The organism is Pseudobutyrivibrio sp. JW11, assembly GCF_900115355.1.
Lineage (GTDB): Bacteria > Bacillota > Clostridia > Lachnospirales > Lachnospiraceae > Pseudobutyrivibrio > Pseudobutyrivibrio ruminis.
Genome location: NZ_FOWB01000021.1, coordinates 22,094 through 37,677 on the forward strand (window position 1 = coordinate 22,094; position 15,584 = coordinate 37,677).

Sequence of the window (15,584 nt, forward strand, 5' to 3'; positions counted from 1 at the left end):
AATAATGGGTAAATATGTAATGGCATTAGATGCCGGAACAACAAGCAACAGATGTATTCTGTTTAATGAAAAAGGAGAGATGTGTGCAGCGGTCAATAAAGAATTCACACAGTTCTTTCCACAGCCTGGTTGGGTAGAGCATGATGCAAACGAAATCTGGCAGACACAGCTTTCAGTAGCTCGTGAAGCAGTCAGAAGCATCGGTGCAACAGCAGATGATATTGCTGCAATCGGTATTACAAATCAAAGAGAAACAGTTATTGTTTGGGATAGAGCTACAGGCCAGCCAATATATCATGCGATAGTTTGGCAGTGCCGTAGAACATCGGATTTTGCAGAGCAAATGAAAGGCAAAATTCCAGGAATCGTTGAAAAGTTCCAGTCAAAAACAGGATTAAAGTTTGATCCATATTTCTCAGGAACTAAATTAAGATGGATTCTTGATAACGTAGATGGAGCACGTGAAAGAGCTGAAAGAGGCGAGCTTTGCTTTGGAACAGTGGATTCCTGGTTGATATACAAGCTTACCAAAGGCAAGGTTCATGTTACGGATTATTCAAATGCTTCACGAACACTTTTGTTCAACATCAACACTCTTGAGTGGGATGAGGAGCTTTGCCAGATACTTGATATTCCAATGAGCATGCTTCCAGAGGTAAAGCCTTCAAGTTGCATTTACGGAGAGACTGATCCAGAATTCTTTGGTGGTCCAATCCGAATTGCCGGTGCTGCAGGCGACCAGCAGGCTGCATTGTTTGGACAGACATGCTTCAATGAGGGAGATGCCAAAAACACATACGGCACAGGTTGCTTTATGTTAATGAACACAGGTGATAAGCCAATCTTCTCAAAGAATGATTTGCTTACAACAATTGCCTGGGGTCTTGATGGCAAAATTACTTATGCTCTTGAGGGTTCAGTATATGTTGCAGGCGCTGCTATTCAGTGGCTTCGTGATGAGCTTAAGATTGTAGATTCATCACCTGATTCAGAATACTTTGCAACTAGAGTAAATGATACTAACGGATGTTATGTAGTTCCAGCCTTCACAGGTCTTGGAGCTCCATACTGGGATCCATATGCAAGAGGTGCAATCACAGGCCTTACACGTGGTGTTAACAAATACCATATCATCAGAGCTACACTTGAATCACTTGCATATCAAACATACGATGTTTTACACGCTATGGAGCTTGATTCAGGAAAGCACCTCAACTCATTAAAGGTTGACGGTGGTGCATCAAACAACAACTTCCTGATGCAGTTCCAGTCTGATATAATAAATACAAACGTAGTTCGTCCTTGCTGTGTTGAAACAACAGCTATGGGAGCTGCTTACTTAGCTGGTCTTGCTGTTGGCTATTGGGACAGCAAAGAAGACGTCATCAAGAACTGGGGCATCTGCCGCGAGTTCAAGCCAGAGATGACAGACGAAAAGCGTAAGGAAGCTCTTAAGGGATGGGCAAAGGCAGTTGCAGCCACAAGAGGTTGGGCTAAAGACTGATTAATTAAATAATATGATACCGTGAGATTGGAGTTGGTATAGAAACGCATTTATGATGCGTCTCTTTGCCAACTCTTTTTTATATGACAAATCTTAGTGAAGGATTAGAAAGAAGGAGTAGATAATATGTATGATGTAGTAATCATAGGAGCTGGCGTTTCAGGAAGCTCTATTGCAAGAGAGTTATCAAGATACAATGCAAATGTATGTGTCTTGGACAAATGCAGTGATGTTTGTGAGGGGACAACAAAAGCAAATTCAGCTATTGTTCATGCTGGATTTGACGCAGCAGAGGGATCATTGATGGCCAAGTTAAATGTTCGAGGCAATGAGATGATGGACGAAATCTGCAAGGATTTGGATGTTCCATTTAAGAGAAATGGTTCTATGGTAGTTTGCATTCACAAGGAGGCATTACCAGGACTTCAGGACCTTTACGATAGAGGTGTAAAAAATGGTGTAAAGGGTCTTAGAATTTTAACCAGAGAAGAAGCACTTGAAATGGAACCAAATCTTTCAGACAACGTTGAAGGCGCTTTATATGCTCCAACAGGTGGAATCGTTTGCCCATTTAAGCTCAATATTGCTATGGCAGAAAATGCAAATGTTAATGGCGTAGAATTCAGATTTAACACTGAAGTTGAAGATATCAAAAAAGGTGAAGATGGAATGTGGCATCTTCGTACAAACAATGGCGAGTACATTGCAAAGTATGTTGTAAATGCAGCTGGTGTATATGCTGATAAGTTCCACAACATGGTTAGTGCAAATAAAATACATATCACACCAAGAAGAGGTGATTACTGCTTGCTTGATAAAGAAGCAGGAACTCATGTAACACATACAATTTTCCCTCAGCCAACAGACCTTGGTAAGGGCGTTCTTGTTACACCAACAGTACATGGCAATTTGTTAGTTGGACCAACAGCAATTGATATTGAAAACAAAGAAGGAGTAAATACAACAGGAGAAGGAATCGGAGACCTTATTGCAAAGGCCAACGACCATGTAAAGAATCTTCCTATGAGAAAAGTTATTACTTCCTTCGCAGGTCTTAGAGCCCATGAAGATGGACATGAATTTATCATTGGCGAAGTAGAAGATGCAAAGGGATTTGTTGATTGTGCAGGAATTGAGTCTCCTGGTCTTTCAGCTAGTCCAGCAATTGGAGAGATGGTAGCAAATCTTCTTAAAGAGGCAATGAATCTTACTGAGAAAGAAAATTGGATTGGAACTCGCAAGGATATTTTAAATCCTGAAAATCTTTCCCTTGAAGAAAGAAATGAGTTAATCAAGAAGAATCCTGCATACGGAAATATCATCTGCCGTTGCGAATCTATTTCAGAGGGCGAGATTTTAGATGCAATTCACAGACCTCTTGGTGCTCGCACACTTGATGGTGTAAAGCGTAGAACAAGAGCAGGAATGGGAAGATGCCAGGCAGGCTTCTGCTCACCAAAGGTTATGGAAATTATCCATAGAGAGTTAGGTCTTCCTTATGAGGAGATTACAAAGAGTGGTGGACAATCAAAGATTGTTACACATCGTACAAAGAACCAGAAGGGAGGCAACCAGTAATGCTTAATTATGATATTGTTATCGTTGGCGGAGGCCCAGCAGGACTTGCAGCAGCAGTAGCTGCTAGAAACGCAGGTGTAGATAAAATTCTTATTCTTGAAAGAGATAAGGAATTAGGAGGTATTCTGAATCAGTGTATCCACAATGGTTTTGGTCTCCACACATTTAAAGAGGAGCTTACAGGCCCAGAGTATGCATACAGATTCATCGAAAAGGTACTTGATGCAAAAATCGAATATAAGCTGAACACTATGGTAATGGATATCTCTGAAGATAGAGTAGTTACAGCTATGAGCAGAGAAGATGGAATGTATCAGATTAAAGCTGGTGCAGTTATTCTTGCAATGGGATGCCGTGAGCGTCCTAGAGGAGCTTTAAATATTCCAGGTTACAGACCAGCTGGAATATTCTCTGCAGGTACAGCTCAGCGTCTTGTAAATATTGAAGGATATATGCCAGGACGTGAGGTAGTTATTTTGGGCTCTGGTGATATTGGACTTATCATGGCTCGCCGTATGACACTTGAAGGTGCAAAGGTTAAGGTGGTTGCAGAGCTTATGCCTTACTCAGGTGGATTAAAGAGAAATATCGTTCAGTGTCTTGATGACTTTGGCATTCCTCTTAAGCTTAGTCATACAGTAGTAGATATTGAAGGCAAAGAACATCTTGAAGCAGTTACAATTGCACAGGTAGATAATCATGGAAAGCCAATTCCTGGTACAGAAGAAAGATATACATGCGATACTCTTCTTCTTTCATGCGGTCTTATTCCAGAAAACGAGCTTTCAAGAAATGCAGGAGTGGAGATGAGTCCAATTACAAGTGGCCCTATCGTAAATGAGTCACTTGAGACTAACATACCAGGTGTATTTGCTTGCGGTAACGTGCTTCACGTTCATGATCTTGTTGACTATGTTTCAGAAGAAGCTGATAGAGCAGGACAGAATGCAGCTAAATTCATCAAGGGTGAGCTTGCTGATAACGGTGGAGAAGAAATTGAAATCGTGGCTACAGAAGGTGCTCGCTATACTGTTCCTTCAACAATCGACCTTGGAAGAATGGATGATAAACTTACTGTAAGATTCAGAGTGGGCGCTGTATATAAGGATTCATATGTAAGCGTATACTTTGATGACGAGCGAGTAATGCATAATAAAAAACGTATTATGGCTCCTGGAGAGATGGAACAGGTTATCTTGCTTAAATCTAAGCTAGAAGAAAAGCCAGGTTTAAAGAAAATTACAGTTAAGATAGAAGCAGAGTAAGGAGGGGCAGAAAATGGAAAAGAGAGAGTTAACATGTATTGGCTGCCCAATGGGATGCCAGATTACAGTAGAATTGAATGAAGGTGAGGTTGTCTCAGTGACAGGCAACACTTGCGGCATCGGTGATAAATATGCAAGAAACGAAGTGACACATCCTGAGAGAACAGTTACATCTACAGCTGTTATTCTTGGAGGAGATAAGCCAAGAGTTTCAGTTAAAACAGCTAGTAATATTCCAAAGGATAAAATCGACGATGTAATGAAGGAAATTGATGCAGCCGTTATGAAGGCTCCTGTTCACATTGGAGATGTAGTAGTTAAAAATGTATGTGGCACAGGCGTGGATGTTGTGGCAACTAGAAATGTTGAGGCAGTATAATCCGGCTCATGCTTATAAAGAGAAAGCAAGTGGTTTATCCACTTGCTTTTTTATATCTAGATTGCATATACTAAACTAGATAATTTAAGTAAGGAGTGTTTTATGAAAAAGCGAATCATAGGACTTGATATTCTTAGAGTCATTGGAGTAATCTTTATTTTTTGCTATCACTTTACAGTGGACTATATTTATAGAGGAAATGGTACTGATTCTTTAATGCCTGGCATTAACTATTTCTTTAATGTTATGGCCAGACCAGCCAGTCTTTTCTTGTTTATAATTTCGGGCTATGCCCTTATGTACAACAAGGAGGATACCATTTCTCTTAAACAGTATTATCTTAAACGCTTTAAGGGATTATACATTCCTTTTTATGTAGCATACACACTGATGACATGCCTGTATTTCTTTGTGAATAATGGAATCACAGCGTCATTTGTACAGCCATGGAAATTCATTTATACAATATTAGGTATTGATGGAATGATGTTCCAGGTTGAGGCCAACTTCTACCTTATTGGTGAGTGGTTCATGTCTTGTATTGTTATTTGTTATGCTGTGTATCCACTGCTGGCATGGCTTCTCAAAAAAGCAAAATTCATCACCCTTGCAGTTCTTTTGATTATTAGCAATGTAATGCTTTTTGTTTATAATCCATTCCAAATAAATGTATTGATGAACCCTCTTTTTGTTTTGGCTTATTTCTACATTGGAATGCTTATGCATGAAACAATAGGAACCAAGCAAATCCCTACATGGACTAAGTGGGTTTGCCTTGTCATAACGGTTCTCATTTGGGGACACTATTTAGTGCAGGGCTTTGCGCCTGAGTCTGCGGTATTCATGCTTTCAGCTGAAGCGGGAGAAATCGCATTTGCGATATGGTCAGTTGCTATGATTATTGGCCTTCGCGATGTCACTCTCAAGGAAGATGGTAGAATGTATGCAGCAGTTGCTTATATTTCAAAAATTAGCTGGTGTGTTATTTTGGTACATCATGCATTGATTGGACTGTTCTTCTCAACAAGAGATGTTCAAGGATATACAAGCAAGGATTTGTTTGTTGCCTTTATTATGATGCTTCTTTTAAGTTGGGGCGGAGCAGAGCTTGTAATAAAACTTTCAGCAAAGGTAAACGCTTTTCTATTTCCAAAGAAGGCAAAATAATAAAACAGGAGTTACAACATGGACATTACTAAACAGATAGCATCAGAGCTTCAGGTTAGACCAGCTCAGGTAGATGCAGCAATTAAATTATTGGACGAAGGAAATACAGTCCCTTTTATTTCTCGATATCGTAAGGAAGCTACAGGAGGTCTTAATGACGAACAGCTTCGTACACTTTCAGAAAGATTAACGTATTTACGTAATTTGGAAGAAAAGAAAGCCACTTGTTTAGCATCGATTGAAGAGCAGGGACTTCTTACAGAAGAGTTAAAGAAAGCTATTCTTGAAGCAACAACACAGGTTGCTGTTGATGATTTGTATAGACCATACAGACCAAAGCGCCGTACAAGAGCTACTATCGCAAAAGAAAAAGGATTAGAGCCACTTGCTAATATCATCATTCTTCAGATGACAAACAAATCTCTTGAGGAAGAAGCTAAGGCTTTCCTCAATGAGGAAAAGGGTGTTGAGACTGTAGAAGATGCAATAGCTGGAGCTTGTGACATTATTGCAGAAAGCATTTCAGATGATGCGGATTATCGTACATGGATTAGAGAGAAGACCTTCAAAAACGGTCGAATTATCTCTAAGGCGAAGGATGCTGAAGCAGAATCGGTATACGAAAACTATTATGATTATGATGAAGCAATTGCAAAGCTTCCAGGTCACCGTATTCTTGCTTTAAACCGTGGTGAAAAAGAAAAGATTCTCAAGGTCTCTATCGAGGCTCCTGTAGAAGATATAATTAATTACCTTTCAAAGAAGGTAATCAGCAAAGATAACGTAAATACGAATGAAGCTTTGAAAGCAACTATAGAAGATGCATACACAAGACTTATTGCGCCTTCTATAGAAAATGAAATCAGAAATAACCTTACAGAAGTTGCAGAAGATGGGGCTATCAAGGTATTCGGCAAGAACCTTACACAGCTTCTTATGCAGCCGCCAATTGCAGGTCGCAATGTTCTTGGTTGGGACCCTGCGTTTAGAACTGGTTGTAAAATTGCTGTAGTCGATGCAACAGGAAAGGTTTTGGATACAACAGTTGTATATCCTACAGCCCCTCAGAACAAAGTAGAAGAGACAAAGAAAGTAATAAAAGCACTTATCAAAAAATACAATGTTTCACTTATTTCTCTTGGAAATGGTACTGCTAGCCGTGAATCAGAGCAAATAATAGTAGATATGCTTAAAGAGATTCCAGAAAAGGTTGAGTACATCATTGTAAATGAAGCTGGTGCATCAGTTTATTCTGCAAGTAAGCTTGCAACAGAGGAGTTCCCTAACTTTGATGTTGGACAGCGTTCTGCAACATCTATGGCTCGTCGTCTTCAGGACCCATTGGCAGAGCTTGTAAAAATCGACCCTAAATCAGTAGGTGTAGGTCAGTATCAGCACGATATGAATCAGAAGAAGCTTGATGAGACACTTGCAGGCGTTGTAGAGACTTGCGTTAACGCAGTTGGTGTAGATTTAAATACAGCCTCAGCATCATTGCTGGAGTATGTATCAGGTATCAACAAAACACTTGCAAAGAACATTGTTGTATATCGTGAAGAAAATGGTAGATTCAATTCCAGAGCAGAGCTTAAAAAGGTTCCAAAGCTTGGACCAAAAGCATTTGAACAATGCGCAGGTTTCATGCGTATTATTGGAGGAAAGAATCCTCTTGATGCTACAGCAGTTCATCCAGAAAGCTATGATGCAGCAAAGGCTCTTCTTGAAAAGCTTGGTTTCGATACAAAGGATATTGCAGCAGGCACTCTTAAAGATATTCACAAGAGCATTAATAATATCAAAGAGTTATCCACAGAACTTGGCATTGGAGAGATGACTTTGGAGGATATCATCAAGGAGATTGAAAAGCCAGGACGTGATCCTCGTGAAGATATGCCAAAACCAATCCTCAAGAGTGATGTCCTGGAGATGAAAGACCTAAAGCCAGGAATGCAGCTTAAAGGTACAGTTCGAAACGTAATTGATTTTGGTGCATTTATTGATATCGGAGTGCATCAGGATGGCCTTGTTCATATTTCTCAGATGACAGATAAATATATCAAGCATCCTTTGGAAGTTGTATCTGTAGGCGATATTGTTGATGTCGAAGTGCTTTCAGTGGATGAAAAGAAGGGCAGAATCAGTCTTACAATGAAGCTTGGAAAGAAAGATAAGTAACAAATCGTTTTGCAAGGGGTAATCATATACATAAATGATTATGCCAAATTGTAGTAATTGTACAAAATGTATCAATAGAAGCTATATTATATTGACAATTATAACTAATACTCCTATACTCTACTTTAGTTAGAGAAAGTAACAGTCAGTTTGCTTTTTAGGAGAAATGGGTTAGAGCGAGTCGTTAGGGGTTTCGGCTTGCTCTATTTTTTTGCGCAAAAGTATGGTAAAATATCAAAAAATAGGGAGATTTTGGGATTATGGGACAGGAAATTACATTTAGCGTAAAAATCAAAGAAGAGGATTTATATCGCTACAATATCCATCACGCATACACCAGCACACAGGGGATTTTTTCAATTGTTCTTTTTGTGCTTTTAGTTGCAGTTTGGATACTGCGTTTTTCAGTTTTATCACCAATATACAGAGTGGCATATCCGCTTGTGGCAATAGTTTTTTTACTATACATTCCAATGACTCTCAAAATGAGAGCTAAGGCACAGATGGGCCAGGAAGTATTTATGCATCCTCTTACATACCGTTTTACTGACACAGGCATAGTTGTCAGCTCGCCAGTAGCAGATGAGGATTCGGAGCTTCCATGGGAATATATTTACAAGATAGCCACTTGGAAGGATTATCTCCTTATTTATAGCAATAGGATCAATGCTTATATCATCCCAAAGGAAGATATAGCAAACCAATATGAAGATGTTGTTGCATACATCAAAACTCACGTAGAGGATTATAAGATTCAAATAAAATGATTGAAGTAATAGAAACAAATTCACCAGAAGAAACAGAAAAGCTTGGACGTAAGCTTGCTAGCGAAGCTAGTCCTGGTCAGGTATTCACCTTAATCGGTGATTTGGGCGTTGGTAAGACGGTCTTCACCCAGGGCTTTGCAGATGGTCTTGAAATAGACGAAGCAATCTGTAGTCCTACATTCACTATTGTTCAGGTCTACGACACAGGACGCTTGCCGTTTTATCATTTTGACGTATATCGTATAGGCGATATCGAAGAAATGGATGAAATCGGATACGAGGATTACATCTATGGAGATGGCGTCTCTCTCATTGAGTGGGCTAATCTTATCACCGACATTTTACCTGAGCATTACACCCAGGTCACAATAGAGAAAAATTTAGAAAAAGGATTCGACTATCGCAAAATTACGATAGAGCAAATATAGTATGAAGATATTAGGAATTGACGGTTCTGGGCTTGTTGCTTCAGTTGCCGTTGTAGAGGATGATAATTTAATTGGTGAGTACACTACGGGGTACAAAAAGACTCATTCTCAGACTCTTCTTCCAATGCTTGATGAGCTTGGCAAGATGATTGAGTTAGATTTAAACACTATCGATGCCATTGCAGTGGCAGCAGGACCAGGATCTTTTACCGGTCTTCGAATTGCATCAGCAACTGCAAAGGGATTAGGCTTGGCTTTGGGATGCCCAATAGTTTCCGTGCCTACAGTTGATGCTTTGGCTTTCAATCTTTGGGGTCAGTCAGGAGTTATTTGTCCAATCATGGATGCTAGAAGAGGCCAGGTATACACAGGCCTTTACTCTTTTGATCAGGATGGACAGTTCAATACACTTCACAGTCAGTGTGCAGTAGATTTCCATGTAATAGCAGAAAAGATAAACGAATTACAGATGCCGGTTACATTTATAGGAGATGGAGTTCCTGTATTTAAGGAGGAAATACCAAATCTCATAAAGGTTCCATTCAGATTTGCACCTGCCCATCTGAACAGACAGCATGCAGCATCAGTTGCAACTTTAGGCCAGATATACTATCAAAATGGTGAATGCGAGCCAGCGGCCGATCACAGACCTGATTATCTCAGATTGTCACAGGCAGAGAGAGAACGCATGGAAAAGGAAGGGAAAGCTTAATGGCCTTTGAATATAGACATGCAACATCAGCAGATTTGCAGGCTATTTTTCAAATAGAAGAGGCGGTTATGCCTACACCATGGTCTATGAAATCTTTTCAGGAGGCGTTTGATTCTGATTATTCATTGATTATGGTTGTCACAGAGAATGATGTAATCTGTGGCTTTTCTGTTTTATACATAACAGCGCCAGAGGCTGAACTCCCAGACATAGTAATAGATACAAAGCATCAGGGAAAAGGCCTTGGAAAAGGATTGTTGGAATACACCATATCAGAAGCTAGGAAAAGAAATGTTGAAACAATTTTCTTAGAGGTTCGTGTTTCAAATACACCTGCACGAAATCTTTACCAACGCTTTGATTTTGAAGAAATTGGAAAGCGCAAATACTTTTATTCAAACCCAATAGAAGATGCTATTTGTATGTCAAAGAGCTTGTAATAAGGGTTATAGAGGATTTATAAATGTTAGATGTTTGTTTGTTGGGGACGGCTGGCATGATGCCGCTTCCTAATAGATGGTTAACTTCTTGTCTTATGAGATTTAACGGCGAGGGGTTACTTATAGATTGCGGTGAGGGAACACAGGTAGCTCTCAGGGAGGCAGGCTTTTCACCAAATCCTATTTCAATTATCTGTCTTACTCACTATCATGCAGATCATGTCAGTGGTTTGCCTGGATTTTTGTTATCCATGGGCAATTCTGATAGGACTGAGCCTATTACAATTGTTGGTCCAAAGGGGCTTGAAAGGGTGGTTAATTCACTTAGGGTTATCGCACCTGAGCTTCCATTTGAAATACATTTTCATGAAATTACAGAGCCTGATGAACGTTTCGAGATAATGGGTTATCACATTCACGCGTTCAAAGTTAATCATAATGTGCTATGCTATGGATATACGATAGATATACCTAGAAAAGGCAGATTTGACGTAGAAGGCGCAAAAGCATTAGGCTTGCCGGTTCAGCTGTGGAACCCATTACAAAAGGGGCAAACAGTAGAATTCGAAGGAAAAACATTCACCCCTGAAATGGTTATGGGTGAGGCTAGAAAGGGCTTGAGGGTCACATATTGTACTGACACAAGGCCTACACAATCACTTGTAGAAGCAGCCGAGGGCTCGGACTTGCTTATTTGTGAGGGAATGTACGCAGAGGAAGAAAAGCTTGCAAAAGCTCGTCAGAATAAACACATGACATTCTATGAAGCAGCAAAGGTCGCAAAGGATGCTCATGTATCTGAGCTTTGGCTTACACATTTTTCCCCATCCATGACCGGACATAAAAGATATATGAAAGCTGTCTGTGATATATTTCCACAGGCGCAATTGGGAGAAGACGGCAAGTTTATAGAACTTGATTTTTCGGAGGAGTAGGATGAAAAAGGTACTGCGAATAGGAATAGCGGTAATCTGTATGGTTTCTCTTGTAGTGGGATACTATGCTTATTTGTCACGCCGCAATGATTCTGTTTCCGCAGATGATAGTGTTGAGCTGTCAGAGGTACAGGCAATTATTTCAAAGGATTTTGATAAGAATTACCCTGCTACACCTCGTGCAGTGGTTAAATGGTACAATAGAATAATTACAGCCTACTATGCAGAAGACTTTACTCAGGATGAGCTTGAGCAGATGGCTGATCAGGCTAGAAAACTTATGGATGACGAACTATTACAATATAATCCTAAAGACACTTATGTTGCATCGTTAAATCTTGAAATAGAGGATTATCATAATCGTCAAAGAGTTATCGTATCGAGCTCTGTTAGTGAGTCGGGTGAAGTTCAGTATAAAAAGATAAATGGTTATGAGTGTGCTTTTGTTTCAGCGTACTATTTTGTACGTGAAGGAAGTTCATATACTCGTACATACGAGGATTTCTGCCTGAGAAAAGATTCAAATGGTAATTGGAAGATTCTTACATGGAGGCTGTCCACAGAGGACGAAATAAATGGATACTAAAGAAATAAAAATTCTTGCAATAGAAAGCTCTTGCGATGAAACAGCGGCTGCGGTTGTTGTAAACGGAAGAGATGTTAGAAGTAATATCATATCTACTCAGATACCACTTCATACACTTTACGGAGGGGTAGTTCCTGAGATTGCATCCCGCAAACACATAGAAAGAATTAATCAGGTAATTGAGCAGGCATTAGAAGAAGCTGATATGGGCTTGGAAGATATGGACGCAATTGCTGTCACATATGGTCCGGGCTTAGTTGGTGCGTTACTTGTTGGCGTTGCAGAGGCAAAAGCAATAGCGTTTGCTACAGGCAAGCCTTTAATTGGCGTTCATCATATCGAGGGCCACATTAGTGCCAACTATATCGAAAATAAGGAGCTTAAGCCACCATTTTTGTGCTTAGTAGTGTCTGGTGGCCATACTCATCTTGTTCGAGTAGAGGATTATGGTAAATACGAAATCCTTGGACGTACCAGGGATGATGCGGCTGGAGAGGCTTTTGATAAGGTGGCACGTGCTATCGGGCTAGGATACCCAGGTGGTCCTAAAATCGAAAAGGCCGCCCATGAAGGAAATCCTCATGCAATTACATTTACACGTCCAAAGGTATCTGACGGAGTGTATGATTTTTCATTTAGTGGACTTAAGTCACAGGTATTAAACTATATAAATGGTGCCCAAATGAAGGGCGAGGAAGTAAACGATAAGGATATTGCAGCATCCTTCCAACAGACAGTTATAGATACTTTATGCGAGCATGCCGCCATGGCTATCGATGAGTTCGGTATGGATAAGTTCGCTATAGCTGGAGGTGTAGCATCTAATCAAACTCTTAGAGCAGCTATGGAAGAAATGTGCAAAAGTAAGGGTGTAGAATTCTATCATCCATCACCAATCCTTTGTACAGATAATGCGGCAATGATTGGTGCTGCTGGATACTATGAGTATTTAGCGGGCAGAAGGGATAGCTGGGATTTGAATGCTATTCCAAATCTTAAACTGGGAGAAAGATAACAATGAATAAATTTACAGCGATTGTACTTGCAGCAGGTAGTGGTAAAAGAATGGAACAGGAAGTTCCTAAGCAGTATATGAATATAGGTGGGGCTCCGCTTATGTCTCATTGTCTTCGTACATTCCAGGAAAGCAAGGTTACTCAAATTGTACTTGTGGTGGCACCAGGAGACGTTGAAAAGTGCCGCAAAGAAATAATCGAAAGATATCATATAGATAAGTGCATTGCTATTGTTGAAGGAGGAGAGGAACGATATGACTCAGTATATGCGGGTCTCCAGGCAATTAACGATGGTTATGTTTTGATACATGATTGTGCAAGAGCTTTTGTTACAGAGGATATAATCCACCGCTGTATGTCGGCTGTTGCTCTATATGAATCATGCGTTGTAGGTATGCCTACAAAAGATACAATCAAGATTACAGACACTCACAGAAAAGTATTAGACACACCAGATAGAAGCACTGTATGGACTGTTCAGACGCCACAGTGTTTTGAATACAATCTTATCAGAGGGGCATACGATAAAATTATGCCTAATGCAGACACATCAATCACAGATGATGCCATGATAGTAGAGATGGCAACTGACCATGATGTCCACATGATTCAGGGCTCATATATGAACATAAAAGTCACTACTCCAGAGGACGCAACCTTCGGAGAAGCGATACTTAGAAACCGCCATTAAAAACATACAGAAAAGTACGATAAAATGCGGTGTTGTCACAATTTTCTGAATTCAAGGATTTTCAAAAAAACTTACGATTTTTTGTTGACATCCATCTTATAGGATGATATTATACATAACGTGCTCGAGAGATGCATGCAGAGGTATCGAAGTGGTCATAACGAGGCGGTCTTGAAAACCGTTTGTCCGCAAGGGCGCGTGGGTTCGAATCCCACCCTCTGCGCTGGATAAGGCAATCACGAAAGTGGTTGCCTTTTTTATTGTATTCATTTATATATTAGTGTTAGCTAGATGTATAAAGGAGGAATGTTATGCTTTACTTTCAATGTGATTATGCCCAGGGGTGTCATCCTAACATTTTAAAAGCTCTTGAGGAAACAAATATGCTTTCCACTTCGGGTTATGGAGAAGATCCATATTGTGATTCTGCGAAAGCAAAAATAAGAGAGTACATTAATTGTCCTGATGCTGATATTTATTTCTTGGTTGGTGGCACACAAACGAATCAAACAGTTATTGATTCTATGCTACAGAACTTCGATGGAGTAGTAGCGGCCGCAACAGGGCATGTTGCTGTTCATGAGGCGGGGGCAATCGAATATAGCGGACACAAGGTAATAACTTTACCAGGGCATGCAGGAAAGATTCACGCAGATGAATTAAAGCAAATGCTGGCAGACCATTATGCAGATGGAAGCTGTGAGCATATGGTTAATCCGGGTATGGTTTATATATCTTATCCAACTGAATATGGAACACTGTATTCCAAGGAGGAGATAGAGGCAATTTATTCTATATGTAATGAATATGAAATACCTCTTTTCATAGATGGAGCACGTCTAGCCTACGGACTCGCAGCAGCTGATGATATAACTATGGCGGATATAGCTAAGCTTTGTGATGTATTTTACATTGGAGGTACTAAAGTTGGTGCTCTCTTTGGTGAGGCGGTAGTATTTACAAAGAACAATACTCCTAAACATATGATTACTCAGATCAAACAGCATGGAGCCCTTCTTGCAAAAGGAAGATTACTGGGCATTCAGTTTGCTGAATTGTTTACTGATGATTTGTATATGTCTATGGGCAGAAATGGTGTTAAGTGGGCTGATTCTATCAGAGAAGATTTGAAGGCTAAGGGATATACATTATATATGGAAAACCCTACTAACCAGATTTTTGTTGTTATGGATAATGCCAAGCTAGAACAACTTAAAGAAAATGTGGTTTATGACTTCTGGGAAAAGTATGATGAAGAGCATACAGTTATTAGAATTGCAACTAGTTGGGGCACTACAAAAGAGGATGTTGAAGCTTTGAAAAAAATCTTGTAAAAGTTTGCAAAAAGTTGTTGACACCCAAAGGGCTGTTTGATATTATAAACAAGCTGTCGCGTGAGCGAAAAGCTTCGCTGAAACAGCGATAAAAAATAGTAAAAAGTGCTTGACAAAAATCAATGCAGATGATACTATTTACAAGCTGATTCGAAAGAGTCACAGCCCTTGATTTTTCAAAGAAAATCAAGAAAAATAAATAAAAAAGTTGTTGACAAATACACAGCATCGTGATAATATAAACGAGTTGCTGCTGAGGGCAACAACGAAGAGAAGATTGATAACTGAACAGTGAAACAAACCTTGAATTAATACAAGTTTTTAAAACATGTATCCTTGAAATTCATTTAGTTTCTAAGACGAAACAAAAACCTTTATTAGTAAACAAGTCAGTTTTATACTGATTCGGAATTAAACTTTTTAACATGAGAGTTTGATCCTGGCTCAGGATGAACGCTGGCGGCGTGCTTAACACATGCAAGTCGAACGAAGCAACTTATTACGATCCCTTCGGGGTGACGATTTGTTGACTGAGTGGCGGACGGGTGAGTAACGCGTGGGTAACCTACCTTGTACAGGGGGACAACAGTTGGAAACGACTGCTAAT

The 15,584-nt window shown here is 39.9% G+C and carries 15 protein-coding genes, 1 tRNA gene and 1 rRNA gene; all 17 read left to right on the forward strand.

The genetic code is table 11. The features are described 5' to 3' along the window. The first annotated feature begins 4 nt into the window (after positions 1-4). On the forward strand, positions 5-1,504 hold the full coding sequence (gene glpK / locus BM102_RS13265; RefSeq protein WP_044938571.1) for a glycerol kinase GlpK: 1,500 nt from the start codon (positions 5-7) through the stop codon (positions 1,502-1,504). 126 nt (positions 1,505-1,630) lie between these two features. Then, on the forward strand, positions 1,631-3,082 hold the full coding sequence (locus BM102_RS13270; RefSeq protein ID WP_090482687.1) for an NAD(P)/FAD-dependent oxidoreductase: 1,452 nt from the start codon (positions 1,631-1,633) through the stop codon (positions 3,080-3,082). Beyond that, complete coding sequence (locus BM102_RS13275; protein WP_090482690.1) at positions 3,082-4,347, forward strand: NAD(P)/FAD-dependent oxidoreductase; 1,266 nt, start codon at positions 3,082-3,084, stop codon at positions 4,345-4,347. The genes BM102_RS13270 and BM102_RS13275 overlap by 1 nt, the downstream gene beginning before the upstream one ends. A 13-nt stretch (positions 4,348-4,360) precedes the next feature. After that, positions 4,361-4,726 (forward strand): DUF1667 domain-containing protein, encoded by a 366-nt coding sequence (locus BM102_RS13280; RefSeq protein ID WP_074791572.1) that lies wholly within the window; start codon positions 4,361-4,363, stop codon positions 4,724-4,726. 102 nt (positions 4,727-4,828) lie between these two features. Then, the gene (locus BM102_RS13285; protein ID WP_090482694.1) at positions 4,829-5,893 is read left to right on the forward strand and encodes an acyltransferase family protein; all 1,065 of its coding nucleotides are present in this window, start codon (positions 4,829-4,831) and stop codon (positions 5,891-5,893) included. A gap of 18 nt (positions 5,894-5,911) precedes the next feature. Further along, positions 5,912-8,068, forward strand: a complete 2,157-nt coding sequence (locus tag BM102_RS13290) for a Tex family protein (protein WP_090482699.1) — start codon at positions 5,912-5,914, stop codon at positions 8,066-8,068. Positions 8,069-8,328: 260 nt separating this feature from the next. Further along, positions 8,329-8,835: a YcxB family protein gene (locus tag BM102_RS13295; RefSeq protein ID WP_090482702.1), complete on the forward strand. Its 507-nt coding sequence runs from the start codon at positions 8,329-8,331 to the stop codon at positions 8,833-8,835. Next, entirely contained in the window at positions 8,832-9,263 is a 432-nt protein-coding gene (gene tsaE, locus BM102_RS13300) for a tRNA (adenosine(37)-N6)-threonylcarbamoyltransferase complex ATPase subunit type 1 TsaE (protein ID WP_033153220.1), read from the forward strand. The genes BM102_RS13295 and tsaE overlap by 4 nt, the downstream gene beginning before the upstream one ends. A gap of 1 nt (position 9,264) precedes the next feature. Next, positions 9,265-9,975, forward strand: coding sequence for a tRNA (adenosine(37)-N6)-threonylcarbamoyltransferase complex dimerization subunit type 1 TsaB (gene tsaB, locus BM102_RS13305; protein ID WP_044938550.1), 711 nt, complete (start codon positions 9,265-9,267; stop codon positions 9,973-9,975). Further along, entirely contained in the window at positions 9,975-10,415 is a 441-nt protein-coding gene (rimI, locus tag BM102_RS13310) for a ribosomal protein S18-alanine N-acetyltransferase (protein WP_044938548.1), read from the forward strand. Before tsaB ends, rimI begins: the two co-directional genes overlap by 1 nt. 23 nt (positions 10,416-10,438) lie before the next feature. Beyond that, on the forward strand, positions 10,439-11,350 hold the full coding sequence (locus tag BM102_RS13315) for a ribonuclease Z (RefSeq protein ID WP_044938544.1): 912 nt from the start codon (positions 10,439-10,441) through the stop codon (positions 11,348-11,350). Position 11,351: 1 nt separating this feature from the next. Next, complete coding sequence (locus BM102_RS13320; protein WP_044938542.1) at positions 11,352-11,936, forward strand: DUF6715 family protein; 585 nt, start codon at positions 11,352-11,354, stop codon at positions 11,934-11,936. Then, on the forward strand, positions 11,926-12,951 hold the full coding sequence (gene tsaD / locus BM102_RS13325) for a tRNA (adenosine(37)-N6)-threonylcarbamoyltransferase complex transferase subunit TsaD (protein ID WP_044938540.1): 1,026 nt from the start codon (positions 11,926-11,928) through the stop codon (positions 12,949-12,951). Before BM102_RS13320 ends, tsaD begins: the two co-directional genes overlap by 11 nt. 2 nt (positions 12,952-12,953) lie before the next feature. Next, a complete protein-coding gene (gene ispD, locus BM102_RS13330) occupies positions 12,954-13,643 on the forward strand; it encodes a 2-C-methyl-D-erythritol 4-phosphate cytidylyltransferase (RefSeq protein ID WP_044938538.1) in 690 nt (229 codons plus the stop codon). A gap of 137 nt (positions 13,644-13,780) precedes the next feature. Continuing rightward, positions 13,781-13,866, forward strand: a tRNA-Ser gene (locus BM102_RS13335). An 88-nt stretch (positions 13,867-13,954) separates the two neighbouring features. Further along, a complete protein-coding gene (locus BM102_RS13340; protein ID WP_090482706.1) occupies positions 13,955-14,977 on the forward strand; it encodes a threonine aldolase family protein in 1,023 nt (340 codons plus the stop codon). 421 nt (positions 14,978-15,398) lie between these two features. Further along, a 16S ribosomal RNA gene (locus tag BM102_RS13345) occupies positions 15,399-15,584 on the forward strand; the annotation flags it as partial.

What these genes read in the sequence shown, in the direction of transcription:
- glpK (WP_044938571.1), top strand. Translation starts at nt 5, where the DNA reads ATGGGTAAATATGTAATGGCATTAGATGCCGGAACAACAAGCAACAGA.
- BM102_RS13270 (WP_090482687.1), top strand. Translation starts at nt 1,631, where the DNA reads ATGTATGATGTAGTAATCATAGGAGCTGGCGTTTCAGGAAGCTCTATT.
- BM102_RS13275 (WP_090482690.1), top strand. Translation starts at nt 3,082, where the DNA reads ATGCTTAATTATGATATTGTTATCGTTGGCGGAGGCCCAGCAGGACTT.
- BM102_RS13280 (WP_074791572.1), top strand. Translation starts at nt 4,361, where the DNA reads ATGGAAAAGAGAGAGTTAACATGTATTGGCTGCCCAATGGGATGCCAG.
- BM102_RS13285 (WP_090482694.1), top strand. Translation starts at nt 4,829, where the DNA reads ATGAAAAAGCGAATCATAGGACTTGATATTCTTAGAGTCATTGGAGTA.
- BM102_RS13290 (WP_090482699.1), top strand. Translation starts at nt 5,912, where the DNA reads ATGGACATTACTAAACAGATAGCATCAGAGCTTCAGGTTAGACCAGCT.
- BM102_RS13295 (WP_090482702.1), top strand. Translation starts at nt 8,329, where the DNA reads ATGGGACAGGAAATTACATTTAGCGTAAAAATCAAAGAAGAGGATTTA.
- tsaE (WP_033153220.1), top strand. Translation starts at nt 8,832, where the DNA reads ATGATTGAAGTAATAGAAACAAATTCACCAGAAGAAACAGAAAAGCTT.
- tsaB (WP_044938550.1), top strand. Translation starts at nt 9,265, where the DNA reads ATGAAGATATTAGGAATTGACGGTTCTGGGCTTGTTGCTTCAGTTGCC.
- rimI (WP_044938548.1), top strand. Translation starts at nt 9,975, where the DNA reads ATGGCCTTTGAATATAGACATGCAACATCAGCAGATTTGCAGGCTATT.
- BM102_RS13315 (WP_044938544.1), top strand. Translation starts at nt 10,439, where the DNA reads ATGTTAGATGTTTGTTTGTTGGGGACGGCTGGCATGATGCCGCTTCCT.
- BM102_RS13320 (WP_044938542.1), top strand. Translation starts at nt 11,352, where the DNA reads ATGAAAAAGGTACTGCGAATAGGAATAGCGGTAATCTGTATGGTTTCT.
- tsaD (WP_044938540.1), top strand. Translation starts at nt 11,926, where the DNA reads ATGGATACTAAAGAAATAAAAATTCTTGCAATAGAAAGCTCTTGCGAT.
- ispD (WP_044938538.1), top strand. Translation starts at nt 12,954, where the DNA reads ATGAATAAATTTACAGCGATTGTACTTGCAGCAGGTAGTGGTAAAAGA.
- BM102_RS13340 (WP_090482706.1), top strand. Translation starts at nt 13,955, where the DNA reads ATGCTTTACTTTCAATGTGATTATGCCCAGGGGTGTCATCCTAACATT.